At 72.4% G+C, this 17,832-nt stretch carries 10 protein-coding genes and 1 pseudogene; 9 read left to right on the top strand and 2 right to left on the bottom strand.

The annotated features are described in order from the left end of the window. From ACF1G2_RS07440 to obgE, 6 genes and pseudogenes are all read left to right on the top strand, one after another. Nucleotides 1-649 (top strand): annotated as a pseudogene (locus tag ACF1G2_RS07440) (hypothetical protein); the annotation flags it as partial. 124 nt (nucleotides 650-773) lie between these two features. Beyond that, on the top strand, nucleotides 774-1,565 hold the full coding sequence (locus ACF1G2_RS07445; protein WP_391797344.1) for a TIGR03936 family radical SAM-associated protein: 792 nt from the start codon (nucleotides 774-776) through the stop codon (nucleotides 1,563-1,565). Between the two features lie 234 nt (nucleotides 1,566-1,799). Continuing rightward, complete coding sequence (locus ACF1G2_RS07450; RefSeq protein WP_391797345.1) at nucleotides 1,800-5,549, top strand: ribonuclease E/G; 3,750 nt, start codon at nucleotides 1,800-1,802, stop codon at nucleotides 5,547-5,549. A gap of 252 nt (nucleotides 5,550-5,801) precedes the next feature. Further along, on the top strand, nucleotides 5,802-6,122 hold the full coding sequence (gene rplU / locus ACF1G2_RS07455; RefSeq protein WP_015033583.1) for a 50S ribosomal protein L21: 321 nt from the start codon (nucleotides 5,802-5,804) through the stop codon (nucleotides 6,120-6,122). 14 nt (nucleotides 6,123-6,136) lie between these two features. Further along, nucleotides 6,137-6,391, top strand: coding sequence for a 50S ribosomal protein L27 (gene rpmA, locus ACF1G2_RS07460; protein ID WP_260226291.1), 255 nt, complete (start codon nucleotides 6,137-6,139; stop codon nucleotides 6,389-6,391). 142 nt (nucleotides 6,392-6,533) lie between these two features. Next, a complete protein-coding gene (gene obgE / locus ACF1G2_RS07465; protein WP_391797346.1) occupies nucleotides 6,534-7,973 on the top strand; it encodes a GTPase ObgE in 1,440 nt (479 codons plus the stop codon). An 88-nt stretch (nucleotides 7,974-8,061) separates the two neighbouring features. On the opposite strand, the gene ACF1G2_RS07470 is transcribed toward obgE, so the two are convergent. Next, nucleotides 8,062-10,230 (bottom strand): PIG-L family deacetylase, encoded by a 2,169-nt coding sequence (locus ACF1G2_RS07470; protein ID WP_391797347.1) that lies wholly within the window; start codon nucleotides 10,228-10,230, stop codon nucleotides 8,062-8,064. 193 nt (nucleotides 10,231-10,423) lie between these two features. Between ACF1G2_RS07470 and ACF1G2_RS07475 the strand changes: the two genes are divergently transcribed. Both ACF1G2_RS07475 and ACF1G2_RS07480 read left to right on the top strand, forming a co-directional pair. Next, a complete protein-coding gene (locus ACF1G2_RS07475) occupies nucleotides 10,424-11,434 on the top strand; it encodes a hypothetical protein (protein ID WP_391797348.1) in 1,011 nt (336 codons plus the stop codon). Further along, nucleotides 11,431-14,241 carry a stealth conserved region 3 domain-containing protein gene (locus ACF1G2_RS07480; protein ID WP_391797349.1) on the top strand — a complete coding sequence of 937 codons (2,811 nt, stop codon included), beginning with the start codon at nucleotides 11,431-11,433 and terminating at the stop codon, nucleotides 14,239-14,241. The genes ACF1G2_RS07475 and ACF1G2_RS07480 overlap by 4 nt, the downstream gene beginning before the upstream one ends. 73 nt (nucleotides 14,242-14,314) lie before the next feature. On the opposite strand, the gene ACF1G2_RS07485 is transcribed toward ACF1G2_RS07480, so the two are convergent. Then, on the bottom strand, nucleotides 14,315-16,054 hold the full coding sequence (locus tag ACF1G2_RS07485; RefSeq protein ID WP_391797350.1) for a stealth family protein: 1,740 nt from the start codon (nucleotides 16,052-16,054) through the stop codon (nucleotides 14,315-14,317). Nucleotides 16,055-16,251: 197 nt separating this feature from the next. Here ACF1G2_RS07485 and ACF1G2_RS07490 point away from each other — a divergent pair, with 197 nt between their 5' ends. Then, a complete protein-coding gene (locus ACF1G2_RS07490) occupies nucleotides 16,252-17,832 on the top strand; it encodes a glycosyltransferase family 2 protein (protein ID WP_391797351.1) in 1,581 nt (526 codons plus the stop codon).

Consider the following 17,832-nt stretch of genomic DNA (forward strand, 5'->3'; position numbering starts at 1 on the left):
GTTGTGGCGGTACGTGGTGGTGCCGGTGGCGCGGTACGGGGTCGCGCTGCCCCTCGCCTGGCTCTACCGCCATGTCCTCACCCCGGTCGGGCACGGGCTGGTGCGGGGGCTCGGTCTGCTCGGGAAGGTCCTGTTCGTGTGGCCGTGGGTCGCGTTGTGGCGGTACGCCGTTGTGCCCGTCGCGCGGTACGGGGTCGTCGTCCCACTCGTCTGGCTGTACCGCCGCGTCCTCGTCCCGGCCGGGCGGGAGCTCCTCGACGCGCTGCGGGTCTGCTGGCGCGTCGCCGGGTTCGTCTCCCGGGCCGTCGGGTCCGCCCTCGCGTGGCTCGCCCGGAATCTCGTCGGGCGCCCCACCGTCTGGTTCTACCGCACCGTGTGCGCCCCCGTCGGGCACTGGGTCCGCGACCAGGTCTGGGCGCCGGCCAGGCGGGCGGCGGTCGCGGCCGGTCAGGTCGCGCAGGAGGCCCTCGCCGCGGCGCGCGCGACCGTGCGGCAGGCACGCAGGGACGCCTGGCGAGCACTGGTGGGGGGACCCGGGGTGACCGAGCCTGTGGAACCGGTGGTGGCCTCTGCGCGTACTCTGGGTAGTACAACAACCGCCTCCGGCGCGGCGCCCGCACCCGAGATCTCCCTGCGAAAGCGGGGGTGAGCCGGTCGGGCCCCCCAGAGGCCACCCCGTATTTCGTGGGCGGCGCGCCACCGCGCCCGCCCCGCACCGAGGAGAAGAACCACTGGGCAAGCGACAGCCCGAAGGCCCGCCGCCCGCACCGGCGGTGCAGCGCATCCGACTGCGCTACACCAAGCGCGGCCGCCTCCGGTTCACCAGCCATCGTGACTTCCAGCGCGCTTTCGAGCGTGCGTTGCGCCGTGCCGAGGTGCCCATGGCGTACTCGGCCGGCTTCACCCCGCACCCCAAGGTGTCGTACGCCAACGCCGCCCCCACGGGTACGGGCTCCGAGGCCGAGTTCCTGGAGATCGCCCTCACCGAGCACCGGGACCCGGAGAATCTGCGGCTCCTGCTCGACGAGTCGCTCCCGGACGGCCTCGACATCACCGACGCCGTCGAGGCCCGGACCTCCGGACTCGCCGATCGGCTCACCGCCTCCGTGTGGGAGCTGCGGCTCGACGGCGTCACCGTAGAGGACGCGGAGAAGGCCGTCGCGGCCTTCCTCGCGGCCGACACCGTGGAAGTGCAGCGCAAGACCAAGAACGGCATCCGCACCTTCGACGCCCGCTCGGCCGTCGCCGACCTCGTCGCGGACCGTCCACAGGCGCGTCCCGGAGCTGATAGGCCCCTGGACAATGCCTGTGCGATACTGCGGCTGGTTGTTCGGCACGTGACACCTGCCGTACGACCCGACGACGTCCTGTCCGGTCTCCGAGCTGTGGCCGACCTGGCGCCGCCGGTCCCCGCAGCGGTGACCAGGCTGGCGCAGGGGCTCTTCGACGAGGAGTCCGGCACGGTGACCGACCCGCTCGCGCCCGACCGCGAGGCAGTCACGGCCGCTTCACCCACGGCCGCCGCGACCGCCTCAGCGACGGCGCCGGGTGCAGGTTCCGCGTAGGGAGCGGTCGTTGTAGCGCAGCCCTGGTACTCGGGAGCCACCTGGGTCGGGCAGCGCACTGACCAGGAGACTTTCGCCAGGCCGTACGGAGAAAGCGTACGGAACCGGCGAGCCAGACATCAGCTCCCGTGCGGCGCCCGCGCCCCGGACGGCGGCACCGCGCACTGTGCGCGATCGTGCCGCCGGACCGGAACAAGGCGCGGCGCCCGGGGGCGTGACGGGAGAACCGCCCGCATGCTCGAACAGCACGAAGAGAACACCGACAACAACGCACCTGGTGACAAGCTGCCGCCGCGCCGCAGGCGCCGAGCGGCTTCCCGCCCCGCCGGTCCGCCGGTCGCGGCGGAGGTCACCGACACCGTGGCCGAGGTCGTCGTGGAGACGCCCGCCACCCCGGAGCCGGCCGCCGAGCCCGCTCCCGCCCGTACGCGCCGTCGCGCCACGCGCAAGACCGCCGCCCCGGAGCCGGCCGCCGAGGCCGCGCCCGTCGTGGAGGCGGCCGCCGAGGTCCCCGCCGCCGAGGCCCCCGTCGAGGAGCCCGCCCCGGCCCGGACCCGCCGCCGTGCCACCCGTAAGGCCACCACCCCTGAGCCGGTCTCCGAGCCGGTCGCCGAGGCCGAGGCCGATGCCGTCGTGGAGGCGGCCCCCGAGGCGCCCGTCGAGGAGCCCGCCGCCCCCGCCCGTACGCGCCGCCGTGCGACCCGTAAGGCGACCACGCCCGAGCCGGTCGCCGAGCCCGTCGCCGAGACGGTCGTCGAGCCCGCCGCCGGGCCCGTCGCGGAGGAGCAGGCGCCTGCCGAGGAGCCCGCCGCCCCGGCGCGCACCCGCCGCCGCGCGACCCGTAAGGCCACCAGCCCCGAGGTCACCCCCGCCGCGGGCGAGAGCCTGCCGCAGGAGACCGTCGCGCAGATCACCGCCGAAGAGGCGGAGCCCGAGGTCGCCGCGGCCGAGAAGGCCGCCACCCGTGGCCGTACCCGCCGCCGCGCGTCGTCGCCGCAGTTCACCGCCGAGCCGGTCACGGCCCCCAAGGCGGAGGAGGAGCCCCGCGGTCGCCGTGCCGCGCGTCCCGCCGTCGCCGTCTTCCAGGCCCCGGTCTTCACCGAGCCGATGTTCCAGACCCCGGAGACCGCGGCCGCCGCCGCTGCCGCCGAGGTCGTGGAGCCGGAGGAGGACGAGGAGGAGACGGTCGAGGGGACCGTGGAGGAGGCCGCCGCCGTCGTCGTCGAGACCTCCGAGCGTCCCGAGCCCGCCGGTCGTCGCCGTCGCCGCCGTCGTGGCGAGCCCGCCGAGCCCGTCGCCGTAGAGCCCGTGCCGGCCACCGTCGCCGACGAGCCCGAGGTCGAGGCCGAGGAGCCCGAGGCGGAGGCCGAGGAGTCCGACGAGTACGGCGACCGTCCGTCCCGCCGTCGCCGTCGTGGCGGCCGTCGCCGCCGTCGCGGTGAGCTCGCCGAGGCCGAGGAGGCCGAGGAGTCCGAGGATTCGGACGAGGCTCCTGCCGAGGACGAGGAGTCCGAGGAGGAGGGCGAGTCCGACGAGTACGAGGGCGGCGCGTCGTCCGGCGGCTCCAGCAGCTCCCGTCGCCGTCGCCGTCGCCGCCGCCGCAGCGGTGACGCGGGCGGCGAGACCGAGGCGGGCGAGGAGGACGGCGTCCGTACGGTCGTCAAGGTCCGCGAGCCCCGCCCGGCCCGTGAGAAGGCCGAGCCGTCCGACGAGGTCCAGTCCATCAAGGGCTCGACCCGCCTGGAGGCGAAGAAGCAGCGTCGCCGCGAGGGCCGCGAGCAGGGCCGCCGCCGCGTCCCGATCATCACCGAGGCCGAGTTCCTGGCCCGCCGTGAGGCCGTCGAGCGCGTGATGGTCGTCCGCCAGAACGGCGAGCGCACCCAGATCGGCGTCCTGGAAGACAACGTGCTCGTCGAGCACTACGTCAACAAGGAGCAGGCCACCTCGTACGTCGGCAACGTCTACCTGGGCAAGGTCCAGAACGTGCTGCCGTCCATGGAGGCCGCCTTCGTCGACATCGGCAAGGGCCGCAACGCCGTCCTGTACGCCGGTGAGGTCAACTTCGAGGCGCTCGGCATGGCCAACGGGCCGCGCCGTATCGAGACCGCCCTCAAGTCCGGCCAGTCGGTCCTCGTCCAGGTGACGAAGGACCCGATCGGCCACAAGGGCGCGCGTCTGACCAGCCAGGTCTCCCTGCCGGGCCGCTACCTCGTGTACGTCCCCGAGGGCTCGATGACCGGCATCAGCCGCAAGCTCCCGGACACCGAGCGCGCGCGTCTGAAGACCATCCTCAAGAAGATCGTCCCCGAGGACGCGGGCGTCATCGTGCGCACCGCCGCAGAGGGCGCGAGCGAGGACGAGCTGCGCCGTGACGTCGAGCGTCTGCAGGCCCAGTGGGAGGACATCCAGAAGAAGGCGAAGAGCGGCAACGCCCCGACCCTTCTGTACGGCGAGCCGGACATGACCGTCCGCGTCGTCCGCGACATCTTCAACGAGGACTTCTCGAAGGTCATCGTCAGCGGTGACGACGCCTGGGAGACCATCCACGGGTACGTGAACCACGTCGCCCCGGACCTGACCGACCGCCTGTCCAAGTGGACGAGCGAGGTCGACGTCTTCGCGACGTACCGGATCGACGAGCAGCTGATGAAGGCGCTGGACCGCAAGGTCTGGCTGCCGAGCGGCGGCTCGCTGGTGATCGACAAGACCGAGGCGATGATCGTCGTCGACGTCAACACCGGCAAGTTCACCGGTCAGGGCGGCAACCTCGAGGAGACCGTGACGAGGAACAACCTCGAAGCGGCCGAGGAGATCGTGCGCCAGCTGCGCCTGCGGGACCTGGGCGGCATCGTCGTCATCGACTTCATCGACATGGTCCTGGAGTCCAACCGCGACCTGGTGCTGCGCCGCCTCCTGGAGTGCCTGGGCCGTGACCGGACCAAGCACCAGGTGGCCGAGGTCACCTCGCTGGGCCTGGTCCAGATGACCCGTAAGCGGGTCGGCCAGGGTCTGCTGGAGTCCTTCTCCGAGACCTGCGTCCACTGCAACGGCCGTGGCGTGATCGTGCACATGGAGCAGCCGACCGCCCCCGGCGGCGGTGGCAGCGGCAAGCGTTCGAAGAAGCGCGGCCGCGGCGGTGCCGAGCACCACGAGCACGAGCACGTCGACGTGGCGGAGACCGAATCCGACACCGAGACGGTCGAGACCGAGGCCGAGGTGGCCGCGGAGATCGCCGCCCCGGTGGCCGTGGAGGAGCCCTTCCGCGCCGACGAGGAGCTGTACAGCAGCGCCGCCGAGGCCGAGGCCGCCGCGACTCGTGGCCGCGGCCGCCGTCGGGCCACCCGCAAGGTCTCCGCTCCGGCCGGTCCTCCGGTCGCCGCGGCTCCCGCCCCGGTCGTGGTCGAGGAGCCGGCGCCCGTCGCCGAGCCGGAGCCGGTCGTCGAGGCCGCTCCGGTGGCCGAGGCCGCCCCGGTCGTCGAGGAGGCCGCCCCGGCTCCCCGTGGCCGCCGCCGTGCCACCCGCAAGGCGACGGCCCCGGCCGGTTCGCCGGCCGGCGAGGCGGTCGTCGAGACCGTCGTCGAGCCGGTCGCCGCCCCGGAGCCGGTCGTCGAGGCCGCGCCCGAGCCCGTCGTCGTCGAGGAGGCCCCCGTGGCCGCCCCGCCGAGGGCCCGTCGCCGGGTGGTCCGCAAGGTGACCGCCCCCGCCGGCTCCCCGTCGGGCGCGGAGGAGGCCGCCGTCCTGGTGGTCGACTCCCCGGCCGCCGCTCCGGCTGACGCCCCGGCCCCGGCCGAGGCGCCCGTCGCGGAGGCGGAGGCCGAGGCCGCCGCCCCGGCCAAGAAGACGGCCGCCCGCAAGACGGCGAAGAAGGCCACCGCGAAGAAGGCCGCAGTCAAGAAGACGGCGACGGCCAAGAAGACCGCGGCGAAGAAGACCACTGCGAAGAAGGCGGCCACCAAGAAGACGGCCGCCCCCGCGCAGGACTGAGGTTGCCGCCGGTGCGGGCCGTCCCCAGGACGGCCCGCACCGCCCCGGAGGGTGAAGTCACCGAATTTGACCCCTTGAGGCACCGGCCCGTAACCTTGACCGTCGGCGTGTCGTATGACGCGCCACCCCCCTGAGCACCCTCCTCCCGGGCTTCCGGGAGAGGCCGCTCGTCCACTTCCGGATCGCCGCGGGCTTCGGCCCGCGTGAGCGGCTGGCATCAGGGGACCGTTCCCGAGTGAGAGAGAGATCCGCGTGTACGCCATCGTGCGCAGCGGTGGTCGCCAGCACAAGGTTGCTGTCGGCGACATCGTTGAGGTTGACAAGATTTCCACTGCCAAGGTTGGCGACACCGTAGAGCTCTCTACGCTGCTCGTTGTCGACGGCGACGCCGTGACCAGCGACCCGTGGGTGCTGGCCGGTATCAAGGTCACGGCCGAGGTCGTGGACCACCACAAGGGCGCGAAGATCGACATCCTTCGCTACAAGAACAAGACCGGCTACCGCCGTCGCCAGGGCCACCGCCAGCAGTACACGGCGATCAAGGTCACCGGCATCCCCGCGGCTGCGAAGTAAGGGACTGAGGAGAGATGGCACACAAGAAGGGCGCATCGTCCACCCGGAACGGTCGCGATTCCAATGCTCAGCGGCTCGGCGTGAAGCGCTTCGGCGGTCAGGTCGTGAGCGCCGGTGAGATCCTGATCCGCCAGCGCGGCACCCACTTCCACCCGGGCGCGGGCGTCGGCCGTGGCGGCGACGACACGCTGTTCGCCCTGCAGGCCGGTTCGGTGCAGTTCGGCACCCACCGTGGCCGCAAGGTCGTGAACATCGTTCCGGTCGCCTGATCGGTTCTTTTGCGGAGGCGGACCTCACTTCCCGGCAGGGAAGCGGGTCCGCCTTTCGCGTGTTACTAGATAGACATTCCACCGCGTAGTACCCTCCCCCAGCCTCCGGCCGGGGGGACCCCCAAACTGGAGGCACAGAACCATGACCACCTTCGTGGACCGCGTCGAGCTGCATGTCGCCGCGGGTAACGGAGGCCACGGCTGCGCCTCCGTACACCGGGAGAAGTTCAAGCCGCTCGGCGGCCCCGACGGCGGCAACGGCGGCCGCGGCGGCGATGTGATCCTGGTCGTCGACCAGGCCGTCACCACACTCCTCGAGTACCACCACTCGCCGCACCGCAAGGCCACCAACGGTCAGCCCGGCGCCGGCGACAACCGTTCCGGCAAGGACGGCCAGGACCTCGTCCTGACCGTGCCCGACGGCACCGTCGTCCTCGACAAGCAGGGCAACGTGCTCGCCGACCTCGTCGGCCAGGGCACCACCTTCATCGCCGGCCAGGGCGGCCGCGGCGGCCTCGGCAACGCGGCGCTGTCCTCCGCGCGCCGCAAGGCCCCCGGCTTCGCGCTCCTCGGCGAGCCCGGCGAGGCGCGGGACATCGTCCTGGAGCTGAAGACCGTCGCCGACGTGGCGCTGGTCGGCTACCCGAGCGCCGGCAAGTCCTCGCTCATCTCCGTGCTGTCGGCCGCCAAGCCGAAGATCGCGGACTACCCCTTCACCACGCTCGTCCCGAACCTGGGCGTCGTCACGGCCGGCTCGACGGTCTACACGATCGCCGATGTGCCGGGTCTGATCCCGGGCGCCAGCCAGGGCCGCGGCCTGGGCCTGGAGTTCCTGCGCCACGTGGAGCGCTGCTCGGTGCTCGTGCACGTCCTGGACACGGCGACGCTGGAGTCCGACCGCGACCCGGTCACCGACCTCGACATCATCGAGGAGGAGCTGAAGCAGTACGGCGGTCTCGAGGACCGCCCGCGCATCGTCGTCCTCAACAAGATCGACATCCCGGACGGCCAGGACCTGGCGGACATGATCCGCCCCGACCTGGAGGAGCGCGGCTACCAGGTCTTCGAGGCTTCGGCCGTGGCGCGTACGGGGCTGAAGGAGCTGTCCTTCGCGCTGGCCGACATCGTCGCCAAGGCGCGTGCGGCCAAGCCGAAGGAGGAGTCGACGCGGATCGTCCTCCGTCCGAAGGCGGTCGACGACGCGGGCTTCACGGTCACGTACGACGAGGCCGAGGACGTCTACCGGGTGCGCGGCGAGAAGCCGGAGCGCTGGGTCCGCCAGACGGACTTCAACAACGACGAGGCCGTCGGCTACCTGGCGGACCGGCTCAACCGCCTGGGCGTCGAGGACGCGCTGATGAAGGCGGGCGCCCGATCGGGCGACGGAGTCGCGATCGGCTCCGAGGACAACGCGGTCGTCTTCGACTGGGAGCCCACGATGATGGCCGGCGCGGAGATGCTCGGCCGCCGTGGCGAGGACCACCGCCTCGAAGCCCCGCGTCCCGCCGCGCAGCGCCGCCGCGACCGCGAGGCGGAGCGGGACGACCCGCAGCGCGAGTTCGACGAGTTCAACCCGTTCTAGGGTCTGCCCGCCCCTCCCTCGCGTCACAGACGCTTCGAGCGCCCCACGTGCCACTCCGGCCGTGGGGCGCTCGTGCGGGAGCGGGCGGTCAGGACTCCTGGCTGTCCGCGATGTCCCGGAGGTGGGTGACGACCGGGCGGCCCGTCAGGCCGAGGGTGACCACGGCCGCCGGAGCGCCGCCGACCGCCGTCACCGCCGCCGGGCTGCCCACCGTGACGGCGGTCTGCCGGGCGCGCGCCTGGGCCGCTCCGCCGTCGCGGACGTCGTACACCAGGGCCTCGCCGCCCCCGGCCGAGGCCGCCATCAGCAGCCCGTCCGCGGTCGGCTTGCGGCCGCCGACCAGACCGACACGGCCGTAGCCCGGCACCACCGGGTTCGCCACGGTCGTCCAGCGACCGGTCCGCCCCGCGGCCAGCCGCTCGACCATCACACGGTCGCTCGTCACCGGGCGGTAGCCGAGCAGGACGGAGCCGTCCGCGGCGGTCACCGCGTCCGGAACGTCCCCCGGTCGGGCCACGAATCGCCGCGACCCCTTGCGCAGTTCGGCGGACGGCTTGCGCTGCGCCCAGTGCTCCACCCAGCCGGGCGCGGCGGCGAACACGTGGATCAGCCCGCCGCCGTCCACCGTGGCGGCGAGACCGTCCTGGACGTACCCGCCCGGCAGCGCCCGCCAGGGCGACCAGTCGCCCCGCTCGTCGAGGACGCGGGTGCTGACTCCCTTGTCTCCGTTCCGTACGAAGACGTGGACGCGGCCGTCCGCGCCGGTCACCGCGGTCGGCGGACCCGTCAGGCGGGAGCGCCGCGGGCGGGACTCGGGGTTGCCGAGCCCGACCCAGCTGGAGTCGAAGGGGCCGCCGGCCGTCCGCTGCCGGAGCATCACGATCTCGCGGACGTTGCGCGAGGCGGGTCCCTCTATCCGGGAGAAGCGCAGGGCGAAGATCAGCTGTCGGCCCTTGGCGTCCGTGGTCACGGAGATCGCGGGCGCCAGCGGCCCGCCGCCGAGGTCCTCGGGCGCGCCCAGGACCCCGGCCGACGTGCCGGTCCAGCGCGCGAGCCGGGTGCCGAGCACGGCGTACACGGTCAGCGAGCCGTCCTCGGAGGCCACGACCTGGGGCCCGGCGTTCGGATAGCGCCGGTGGGTGCTGCGTACCCACCCCTTCTTCGAGACGAGGACGCGGTCGGAGCCGATGGCGTAGTCGCCGCAGCCGGAGGGGTTGCCACACTCCCAGGAGGGGTCGCCGCCGTAGGCGTTCAGGTACTCGGTCTTGAGGGCGACCGTCTCGGGCGGCAGATTGTGCGGCCAGCGCTGGTTGTAGTAGCCGCGGTACGACTCGGTCTGGAACGCGGGCGCCTTGCCGCGGCGTCCCGACGCGTCGGCCCACTCGGCCAGCGCGCGCCAGGTGAAGAGCGCCGTCGCGGTGTGGTCGGGGTGGTCGGAGTAGCCGACCTGGTCGCTGCCGCGCGGGTGCCGCTCGTCGTGGACCTGGGCGTCGGGGTCGGGGTCGAGCGTCCGTATGAGGGTGGGCCGGTAGCGCCGCAGCAGCGAGACGAGGGTGTCCACCAGGTCCTGGCGGCCGTAGGAGAACGCCTTCTGGACCGGGGACTCCGGCGTCGGCTGGGTGGGGAGGCGGACGCCGGGGGTGCCCCACAGATGGGTCATGTTGACCTGCCGGCCGCGGTCCTTCGCGTGCATCCGTATGTTGAGGAAGACCAGCTCCGCCCGCCGTCCCTGGTGCTCCAGGACGTTGAGCTCGGCCTCCCGGCCCTCGGGCAGCGGGAGGGTGGTCCGCTCCCACGTGGTGAAGAGGGGGGCGCCCAGCATCCGCGCGTACGCCTGCCGCAGCCCCTGCTGGCGTGAGGAGATGTACGCGGGTAGGTTCGCGGGCGGGCTGGGTCGGCCGGGGACGGCGTTCACGCCGAAGGAACCGCCGTCCGTGACGTAGACGGAGATCACCGGCACGCCGTTCGACAGCGTGTGGATCACGTCGGGGTTCATGAAGAAGAGGTCGTCGTCCGGGTGGGCCACGATCTGCATCACCCGCGCACCGTCGGGCTCCGCGAATCCGGTCCGCGGCTCGGCGCCCAGCTGCCTCACCGGCATCCCGGAGCCGCCGCCGCCCGCGTGGTCGACGGGGGGCACCCCGGCGGGTGCGGTGGTGCAGCCGCCGACGAGTCCGGCCAGCGTCACGCCGGCCACGGACCCGAGCAGCGTGCGGCGCGACGGCACGAAGTGGTCGAAGGTGCTGCGGCGGCCCATTTTCCCCCTGCTTTCCTGCTGGCGATCCGGCGAGATCGCCACAGGTAAAGAGGGGAAACAGACATGTAGGTTTCACTTGATCGAGTGATTGCGGTCACATAATGGTCAAATCAGGAGTCAACTTGCCATTGAACTTCGTCCTTGACAGCATGTGCCGCTGACTGTCAGCTGAGAATGGAAGCCGGGAATCGCCGTGAGTGACTCACTGCTGCCCTACGCGGTGGGCGCTGCGAAGCGTGCGCGCCGGGCCGCCGTACGCATGCGCCGTCGGGTAGAGCAGCTGCACACCGTGCCGGCGATCGGCGGCGGGATCCGGCCGAGCGCGCAGCTCAAGCCCGTGCACTTCTCCGTCTCCAGCGGCAGGACCCTGAACGTCGCCCTCGCCGTCCCCGGGCGGCGCCTCACCTCCGCCGACCTCGTACTCTCGCACGGTACGAGCCGTGAGCGCGTGCCCCTCGAGCTCGAACCGCAGGCCGACGGCACGGTGCTGCTCACCGCGACCGTCCCCCTGCGCCACAAGGACTGCCCGGAGCCCGCCGGTCGCGGACCGGTGCTCGGCAGCGGCATCTGGCGTCTCGCCGTCCTGTTCACGGACGAGGGCGGGCAGACCCGCCGCGCGACGATCGCCGCGGCCGCGAGCCGGGACCTCTCCGACGGCCCCACTCTCCCGTTCTCCCCGTCGCCGACGAGCGGCGCGACCTTCCGGCTCGTGCGCTCGGTCGACGGCTTCGCGCTGCTGAAGGTCCGCGCCCCCCGCCCGCACGCCGAACTCACCTCGTTCGACCTGCGCTGGGACCGGGTCACGGTGCACGGACGACTCATCGGTACCGCTCCCGCCAAGGCATCCGCCGCGACGGCGGAGGCGGTGCTGCGGCGAGGCAACCACAAGGCCCTCACTGTCACTCCCGACTGGCAGGGCGACCGCTTCACCTTCGACGTTCCTCTGGACAGGATGGGCGCGGGGCGCGGAACGGCCCGGACCTGGGACCTGTACCTGCGGCTCGGCGGCACCCGGCTGAAGATCGCCCGGAAGCTGACCGACGTCCGTCACCTCAAGCAGGTCTACCGGACCCCCTTCCGCATCGTCGCACTCGAGAACGGCTCCCTCATGCGGGTGCACGCCCATGTCACCGCGGCCGGAGCGCTCGCCGTCAACTGCGCAGATGTCATAGCCGCGCACCCCAGCACAGAGGAAGTCGCATGAAGATCACGTTTCTGCTCACCTGGGGCGACGAAATGGGCGGCACCGAGATGGCCGCCTACACCCAGGCGATCCACCTGGCGCCCCGGCACGACGTCGAGGTCCTCAGCGTCTTCAAGACCCGGCAGGAACCCTTCTTCGCGGCCGCCCGCAAGGTCAAGCGGCGCTACCTGGTGGACCGGACCGGCGGCGTCGAGCGCCCCGTGCGCACCTCCACCCTCGACGCCGAGGCCTGCCGCACGCTGACCTCTCTCCCCAGCGAGATCATCAAGCCCTCGTGGGAGAGCACCTTCAACCGGCTCTCCGACATCGAGATGACCCAGGCGCTCGGCTCCCTGGACTCCGACGTCCTCGTCACGACCACGCCGGCCCTCATGGCCGCGGTCGCCGACCTCGCGCCGGCCCGGGTCGTCACCGTCCACCAGGAGCACCGCGCCTCCCAGCTGCGCGGCGTCTCCGGCGAGCCGCTCCTCGTGTACGCGCCCCGGATCGACGCCCTCGTCTCGCTCACCGAGCGCACCAACGACTGGTTCGCCGACTCGCTCGGCGCCGCGGCGCCCGAGCTCGTCGCCATCCCGAACGCGGTGCCCGACGGCTACCGACAGCGCTCCGACCTGGAGAGCAAGACGATCGTCCTGGCTGCCCGGATGACCCCGGAGAAGCAGCTCGACCACGCGATCCACGCCTTCCACCGTGTCTCCGCCGACTTCCCGGACTGGACGCTGCGGATCTTCGGCGACGGCCCCCAGCAGGTGCGGCTGCGCCACCTCGTCGAGGGGCTCGGAATCCACTCGCGGGTGGAGCTCATGGGCCGCTCCGACCAGATGGAGCAGGAGTGGGCCAAGGCCGCGCTCTGCCTGCTGCCCTCGCGCAACGAGGCGTTCCCCCTGGTCCTCCTCGAGGTCTTCGCCGCGGGTGTGCCCGTGATCGCGTACGACATCGTCACCGGACCCGCCGAGATCATCCGGCACGACGTGGACGGACTGCTCGTCCCGCCGCGCGACATCGACTCCCTGGCCGCGGCCATGTCCAGGCTGATGGAGGACGACGACACCCGCCACGCCTTCGGCAAGGCGGCGCGCGCCGGCGTCAACGAGCGCTTCTCCGGCGAGAAGATCACCGCGCAGTGGGAGGAGCTCTTCGAGCGCCTCGTCGCCCGCCGTGACACCCCCGAGCGCCTCGCCGCGCGGGCCGACCGTACCGCCCTGCGGATCGCGCAGGGCGGCACCAAGAGCTTCAGCGTCGCCGCCCCCGTCTCCCTGCTCGCCAACTCCGCCGACGAGCAGAAGGCGCGCGAGGTACTGATCCAGGCCCAGGACCGGTCCCTGATCCGGTCCGCCGGCCGCCTGGCCGAGGAGCGGGACGACATCGACGCCCCGACGATGGCCAATCTCAACCTGGAGATCACGGCCAAGGCCTTCGAGGACGCCGGTGTCCCCTTCACCCTGGTCCGCAACGACGGTCTCGCGCACACGGTCGCCGTCCCGGTCGAGCACCGTGAGAAGGCCCTCCAGGCCCTCGCGACCGTGCTGCACGGCAAGCCCGTGTACGGCGAGCTGATCACGCCGCGCGGTGCCGCCCCCGGCGCCGTCCTGGCCGAGCGGCTCGACACCGTCGGCGAGGTCGCCGGTGTGAAGATCTTCAAGCCGGTGACGAGCGCGAGCCGGACCCTGCGCTACGGGCCGGCGTACGGCTGCACCGTCGAGTTCTGGGACGAGGACGAGGACGGCTGGCGCAACAGCCCGCGCACGACGACGCTCCTCGGCCGCCGGCTGCCGTCGCTGGAGCCCACCGCCAAGCTGCAGGTCGGCGGGCACGACTATCCGACGCTGAGCCAGTTCACCAAGCCGCTGATGTGGGACGTCGACTTCCCCATCGACGTGGTCTACACGTGGGTCGACGACACCGACCCGGCGTGGCGCAAGCGCCGTGACGACGTCCGTCGCAAGCTGGACATGCCGGTCGACGACGCCGACAGCGGTGACGTCCGCTTCCGCAACCGTGACGAACTGCGGTACTCGCTGCGGTCGCTGCAGATGTTCGCGCCGTGGGTGCGCACCATCTACCTGGTGACGGACGACCAGACGCCCGAGTGGCTGGACGCCGGCCAGCCCGGCATCGAGGTGGTCGCCCACAAGGACATCTTCCCGGACCAGTCCTGGCTCCCGACGTTCAACTCGCACGCCATCGAGAGCCAGCTGCACCGGATCGAGGGGCTCTCCGAGCACTTCCTCTACTTCAACGACGACGTCTTCATCGGCCGTCCGCTCTCCCCGGGCTCGTTCTTCCTGAGCAACGGTGTCGCGAAGCTGTTCCGTTCGCCGACCTCCGTCCCGCCGAGCGAGCCGTCGGACGACGACGAGGGCTACTTCGCCGCGGCGAAGAACAACCGGGCCCTGCTGGAGCAGGCGTTCGGCCGGGTGGCCACCCACGGCTTCCTGCACGCCCCGCACCCGCTGCGCCGCAGCGTGCTGGCCGAGATCGCCGAGCGGTTCCCGGAGGAGGTCTCGGCGACGGCCCGTAACCCGTTCCGGGCCAACTCGGACCTGTCGATCACCTCGTCGCTGCACCACCACTACGGCTACCTCACGGGCAGCTCGGTGCCGTCGGCGATCTCCTGCAGCTACGTCAACGTCGGCAACTACGAGCACCACTCGGTGCTCAGCCGACTGCTCGCCAGCCGGAGCCACGACGTCTTCTGCATCGGCGAGTCCGCGGACGCCGAGGTGCCGGTGGACGAGCAGGACCGCGTGCTGCGGGCCTTCCTGAACGCCTACTTCCCGGTGCGGTCCCGCTTCGAGCGCAGCTGACTCCACGCGAAAGAGTGGGGCCCTTCCCCGTCCGGCCGGACGGGGAAGGGCCCCACTCTCGTTCCTGGGCGCGCTACGGCTTCTTCTCGTACGGGCTCGGCACCGGGAAGTACGCCTCCAGGAAGGGCGTGATCAGGTCCTTCTGGTCGGTCACGTCCTGCTCCGTCGACACCGTGTCGTTGACGCAGAAGACGGCCTTGTCACGGCTGGCGAGCAGCCGGCCGAGCCGGGTCTCCGTCCACGGGTGCGTCAGGTCCAGGTACGCGTACGGCAGCTGGGACGGCACCGCGCGCTGCGTGTGGAAGGCGTAGTAGTGGTGCAGCGACGACGAGATGGAGATGTCGTCGATGCTGCGGAACCTGCTCGCCTCGGTACGGCGGTACTCGGCCTCGAACTCGGTCTCGATCTCCGTCAGCACGCTGCGGCGCAGCGCGTGCGGCATGTGCTTCATCTTCTGCACCAGGACCGCGCCGTAACGCTCCTCGATCAGGCGCCGGTTGTTCTTGCCGGCCGCGGCGACCGGCGGGTCGTCGACGGTCCGCTCGCCGAGCGGCACCAGGGCCGGGGACGGGAAGAACTTGGTGAGCCCGTTGGAGTGGAAGAAGTCCTGCGGGGTGACCTCGTTGCCGAGCATCACGTCGTCGTTGAAGTAGAGGAAGTGCTCGGACAGTCCCTCGATGTGGTGAAGCTGGGACTCGATCGCGTGCGAGTTGAACGTCGGCAGCAGGTCGGGGGAGCGGAAGACGTCCTTGTGGCTGACCACCTTCAGGCCGGGGACGTCGGTGTCCAGCCAGTCGGGCTGCTGGTCGTCCGTCACCAGGTAGATCGTGCGGACCCACGGCGCGTACATGTGCAGCGAGCGCAGCGAGTAGCGCAGCTCGTCTCGGCTCAGGTAGCGCGCCGCGTTGGCCGCCTCCGCGTGGTACGCCTCGCCCGAGAACTCGGCGCGGCGGCGCAGCCAGGCCGGGTCGGAGCCGTCCACCCAGGTGTAGACGACGTCGATCGGGAAGGTGACCTCGTCGGTGTGGACGACGGCCGTCTCCGCGCGGGCCGGGACCCGGGCCGCGTCGGCCGACTCGCGGGGCGCGAGGCTGGTGAAGTACGACTCGGGGACGGTGACGGTCTCGCCACGCAGCGGCAGGGCGGAGGCGATCTTGCCGGGCCTCGGCGCCACCAGCTCGCCGTCCTCCTCGTGCCAGAACTCGACGTCGCAGCCGTACCGGTCGCCGAGCTTCAGGAGCTGGGTGGGATCGGTGTGGTACCAGGTGAGTCGCAGCACGTCGGCGTCGCGCAGCCGCTGCCAGGTGGCCGCCTCGAAGCCGGGCTGGGAGGTTCCCGAGACGGCGCTGCTCCCGCCGATCGGGGCGACGTAGCCCGGCAGCCGGTGACAGGCGTCGGTGAGCGCCGTGACGACCGCGGCGCGGTCCTCCGCCCGGACGGCCACGGCGGCGGCGGTGTCCGACTGGCTCCGTACGCAGAAGTGCTCGACCCCCGCCCCGGACAACGCGGCCAGGACGGCGCCCAGGTTCGCGCGGCGGGCCTCCAGCGGGGTGATCCCGGGGGAGACGAGCGCGACCTTCGACTCGCGGCCGACCGTGATCACGGCGCGGTCCTCGGCGGCGGTGAGCGCCTCGTACCGCTTGGCGACCCGGCCGCTGCGCAGCCGCTCGGCGGCGGCGGTGCCGTTCGCGATCCGGATCTTCAGACGGCGGCGGACGTCGGCGTCGACCTGCGCGACGATGGCCTTCCGCACGCGTTCCGGTATGGCTCGGCGGTAGACCCCAAGCAGCCGGGGTGCCTCGGGATTGCGCACTGCGGTCGACTCCTGAACCTGGTCATACGGACATGTGAACGTATCCAGTATGACGGGTGACGACCCCTCTCCCGGCGGGGCCCGGACCGCGCCCCGGGCGAACGCAGCCCGGCGCGCAATCCGTTGGGCGCGCGTCCCGTAGGATCCCCGATGTGAGTAGCGTCACCCATTCTCAGGTAGCGGGCAAGCTCGGTGTCGTGGTAATCGCACACAATGACGAGACCCTCGTCGGTGAGGCGATCCGGTCCGTCCTCGACCAGGGACCCGTGGTCGCCGAGGTCGTGGCCGTCGACGACGGATCCAGCGACGGAACGGCGCGGGTCCTGGACGAGCTGGCCGCGCTCCACCCCCGGCTGCGCGTCGTCCACCGCACGGTGAACAGCGGGGGCTGCGGCACCCCGCGCAACGACGGAGTCCGCGCGGTCACCGCTCCCGTGGTGATATTCCTCGACAGCGACGACATCCTCCCCGAGGGGGCGGCCGAGGCGCTGGTCGCGGCCGCCGAGCGTCATCGCGCCCCCGTCGCCGTCGGCGCCTGCGTGCGCCGTGAGCTGCCCGAGGGCCGCGACGTGCGCTGGCAGCCCGCGCTCTACCACGAGCCGGCCCTCCTGGAGACGGTGGCGGACCTCACCCCGCTGGTCCACGACACGCTCTGCGTCAACAAGGTGTACGACCGGGCCTTCCTTGCCGAGCACGGCATCAGCTTCCCCGAAGGCCACTGCGTCTACGAGGACTTCCTCTTCACCGCCCGCGTCCTGGCCGCCGCGCCCCGCGTCGCCGTGGTCCCCGACACGGTCTACGTCTGGCACGTGCGCCGCGCCGCCGCCCATCTGTCGATCTCCCTCGACCGGGACGGCGTCACCAACTGGCAGGACAGAATCGCCGCCCACCGCACGGCCGTCGAGACCTTCGAGGCGGCCGGCCGCGCGGAGTTCGCCGCCGCCTGCCGCGCCAAGTTCCTCGAGCACGACCTGCGCCTGTACGCCCGCGAGCTGCGGCGGCGCGACGCCGCGTACGTGGGCGAGTGGTGGGCGGCGACCCGTGAGTACCTCAAGGCGTTCGACGAGAGCGACCTCGCCGCCGCGACGGCTCCCGCCCGGTGGATGGCCCGCTTCATCCTGGCCGCCGACGAGCCCAGGGACCTGACCCGGCTGTCCCGGCTCGCCGCCGACCCGGCCCGGCTCCTCCCGCCGTACGCCCGCGACGGAGGCGCCGCCGTCTGGTCCGACGACCTTCCCGGCGCGGAGCTGGACGGTGTCGACACCCTGCCCCCGGCCGCCCTCCCGCTCGTCGTCGACGCCGATCTGCGCGGTCGCGCCCGCGGTGAGCTGCGGTTCACGGTCCGCGACCTGTACGGCAGGCTGACCAAGGCCGTGCCCCGTACCGCCCAGGTCTCGTTCCTGCCCCGCGGCTCGGACGTGGCCGTCCGTACCGAGCGGGCCGAGCTGAGGGAGGTCGCGGGCGGCTGGACCGGCCGCGTCCCGGCCGGACTCACCGCCCTCGCACGGGCGGGCCGGAGCCGGGAGGGCAGGGGCACCCAGCTCTGGGACCTGCGGATCACGGTGAGCTGCGCGGACGGCTCGTCGTTCACCACCGCGCTGCGGCTGCCGGAGGAGCGGCAGCGACGCCGGGTCCTGCTGAGCAGCCGGTACGGTGTACTGCTGGTGCAGCACTACACCACGGCGAACGGCTCGCTCGCGGTGCGGATCGCACCCGGTGTCCGTGACGGGCTCCGGGCTGTCGCAGCCAGGCTCCGCAGGCTCTCCCGCGGTACTTAG

The organism is Streptomyces sp. NPDC013457 (assembly GCF_043089925.1).
GTDB lineage: Bacteria > Actinomycetota > Actinomycetes > Streptomycetales > Streptomycetaceae > Streptomyces.

Bases quoted from the DNA above. Each gene is read 5' to 3' on its own strand.
- ACF1G2_RS07450 (WP_391797345.1), top strand. From the start codon at position 1,800: ATGCTCGAACAGCACGAAGAGAACACCGACAACAACGCACCTGGTGAC.
- rpmA (WP_260226291.1), top strand. From the start codon at position 6,137: ATGGCACACAAGAAGGGCGCATCGTCCACCCGGAACGGTCGCGATTCC.
- obgE (WP_391797346.1), top strand. From the start codon at position 6,534: ATGACCACCTTCGTGGACCGCGTCGAGCTGCATGTCGCCGCGGGTAAC.
- ACF1G2_RS07470 (WP_391797347.1), bottom strand. From the start codon at position 10,230: ATGGGCCGCCGCAGCACCTTCGACCACTTCGTGCCGTCGCGCCGCACG.
- ACF1G2_RS07480 (WP_391797349.1), top strand. From the start codon at position 11,431: ATGAAGATCACGTTTCTGCTCACCTGGGGCGACGAAATGGGCGGCACC.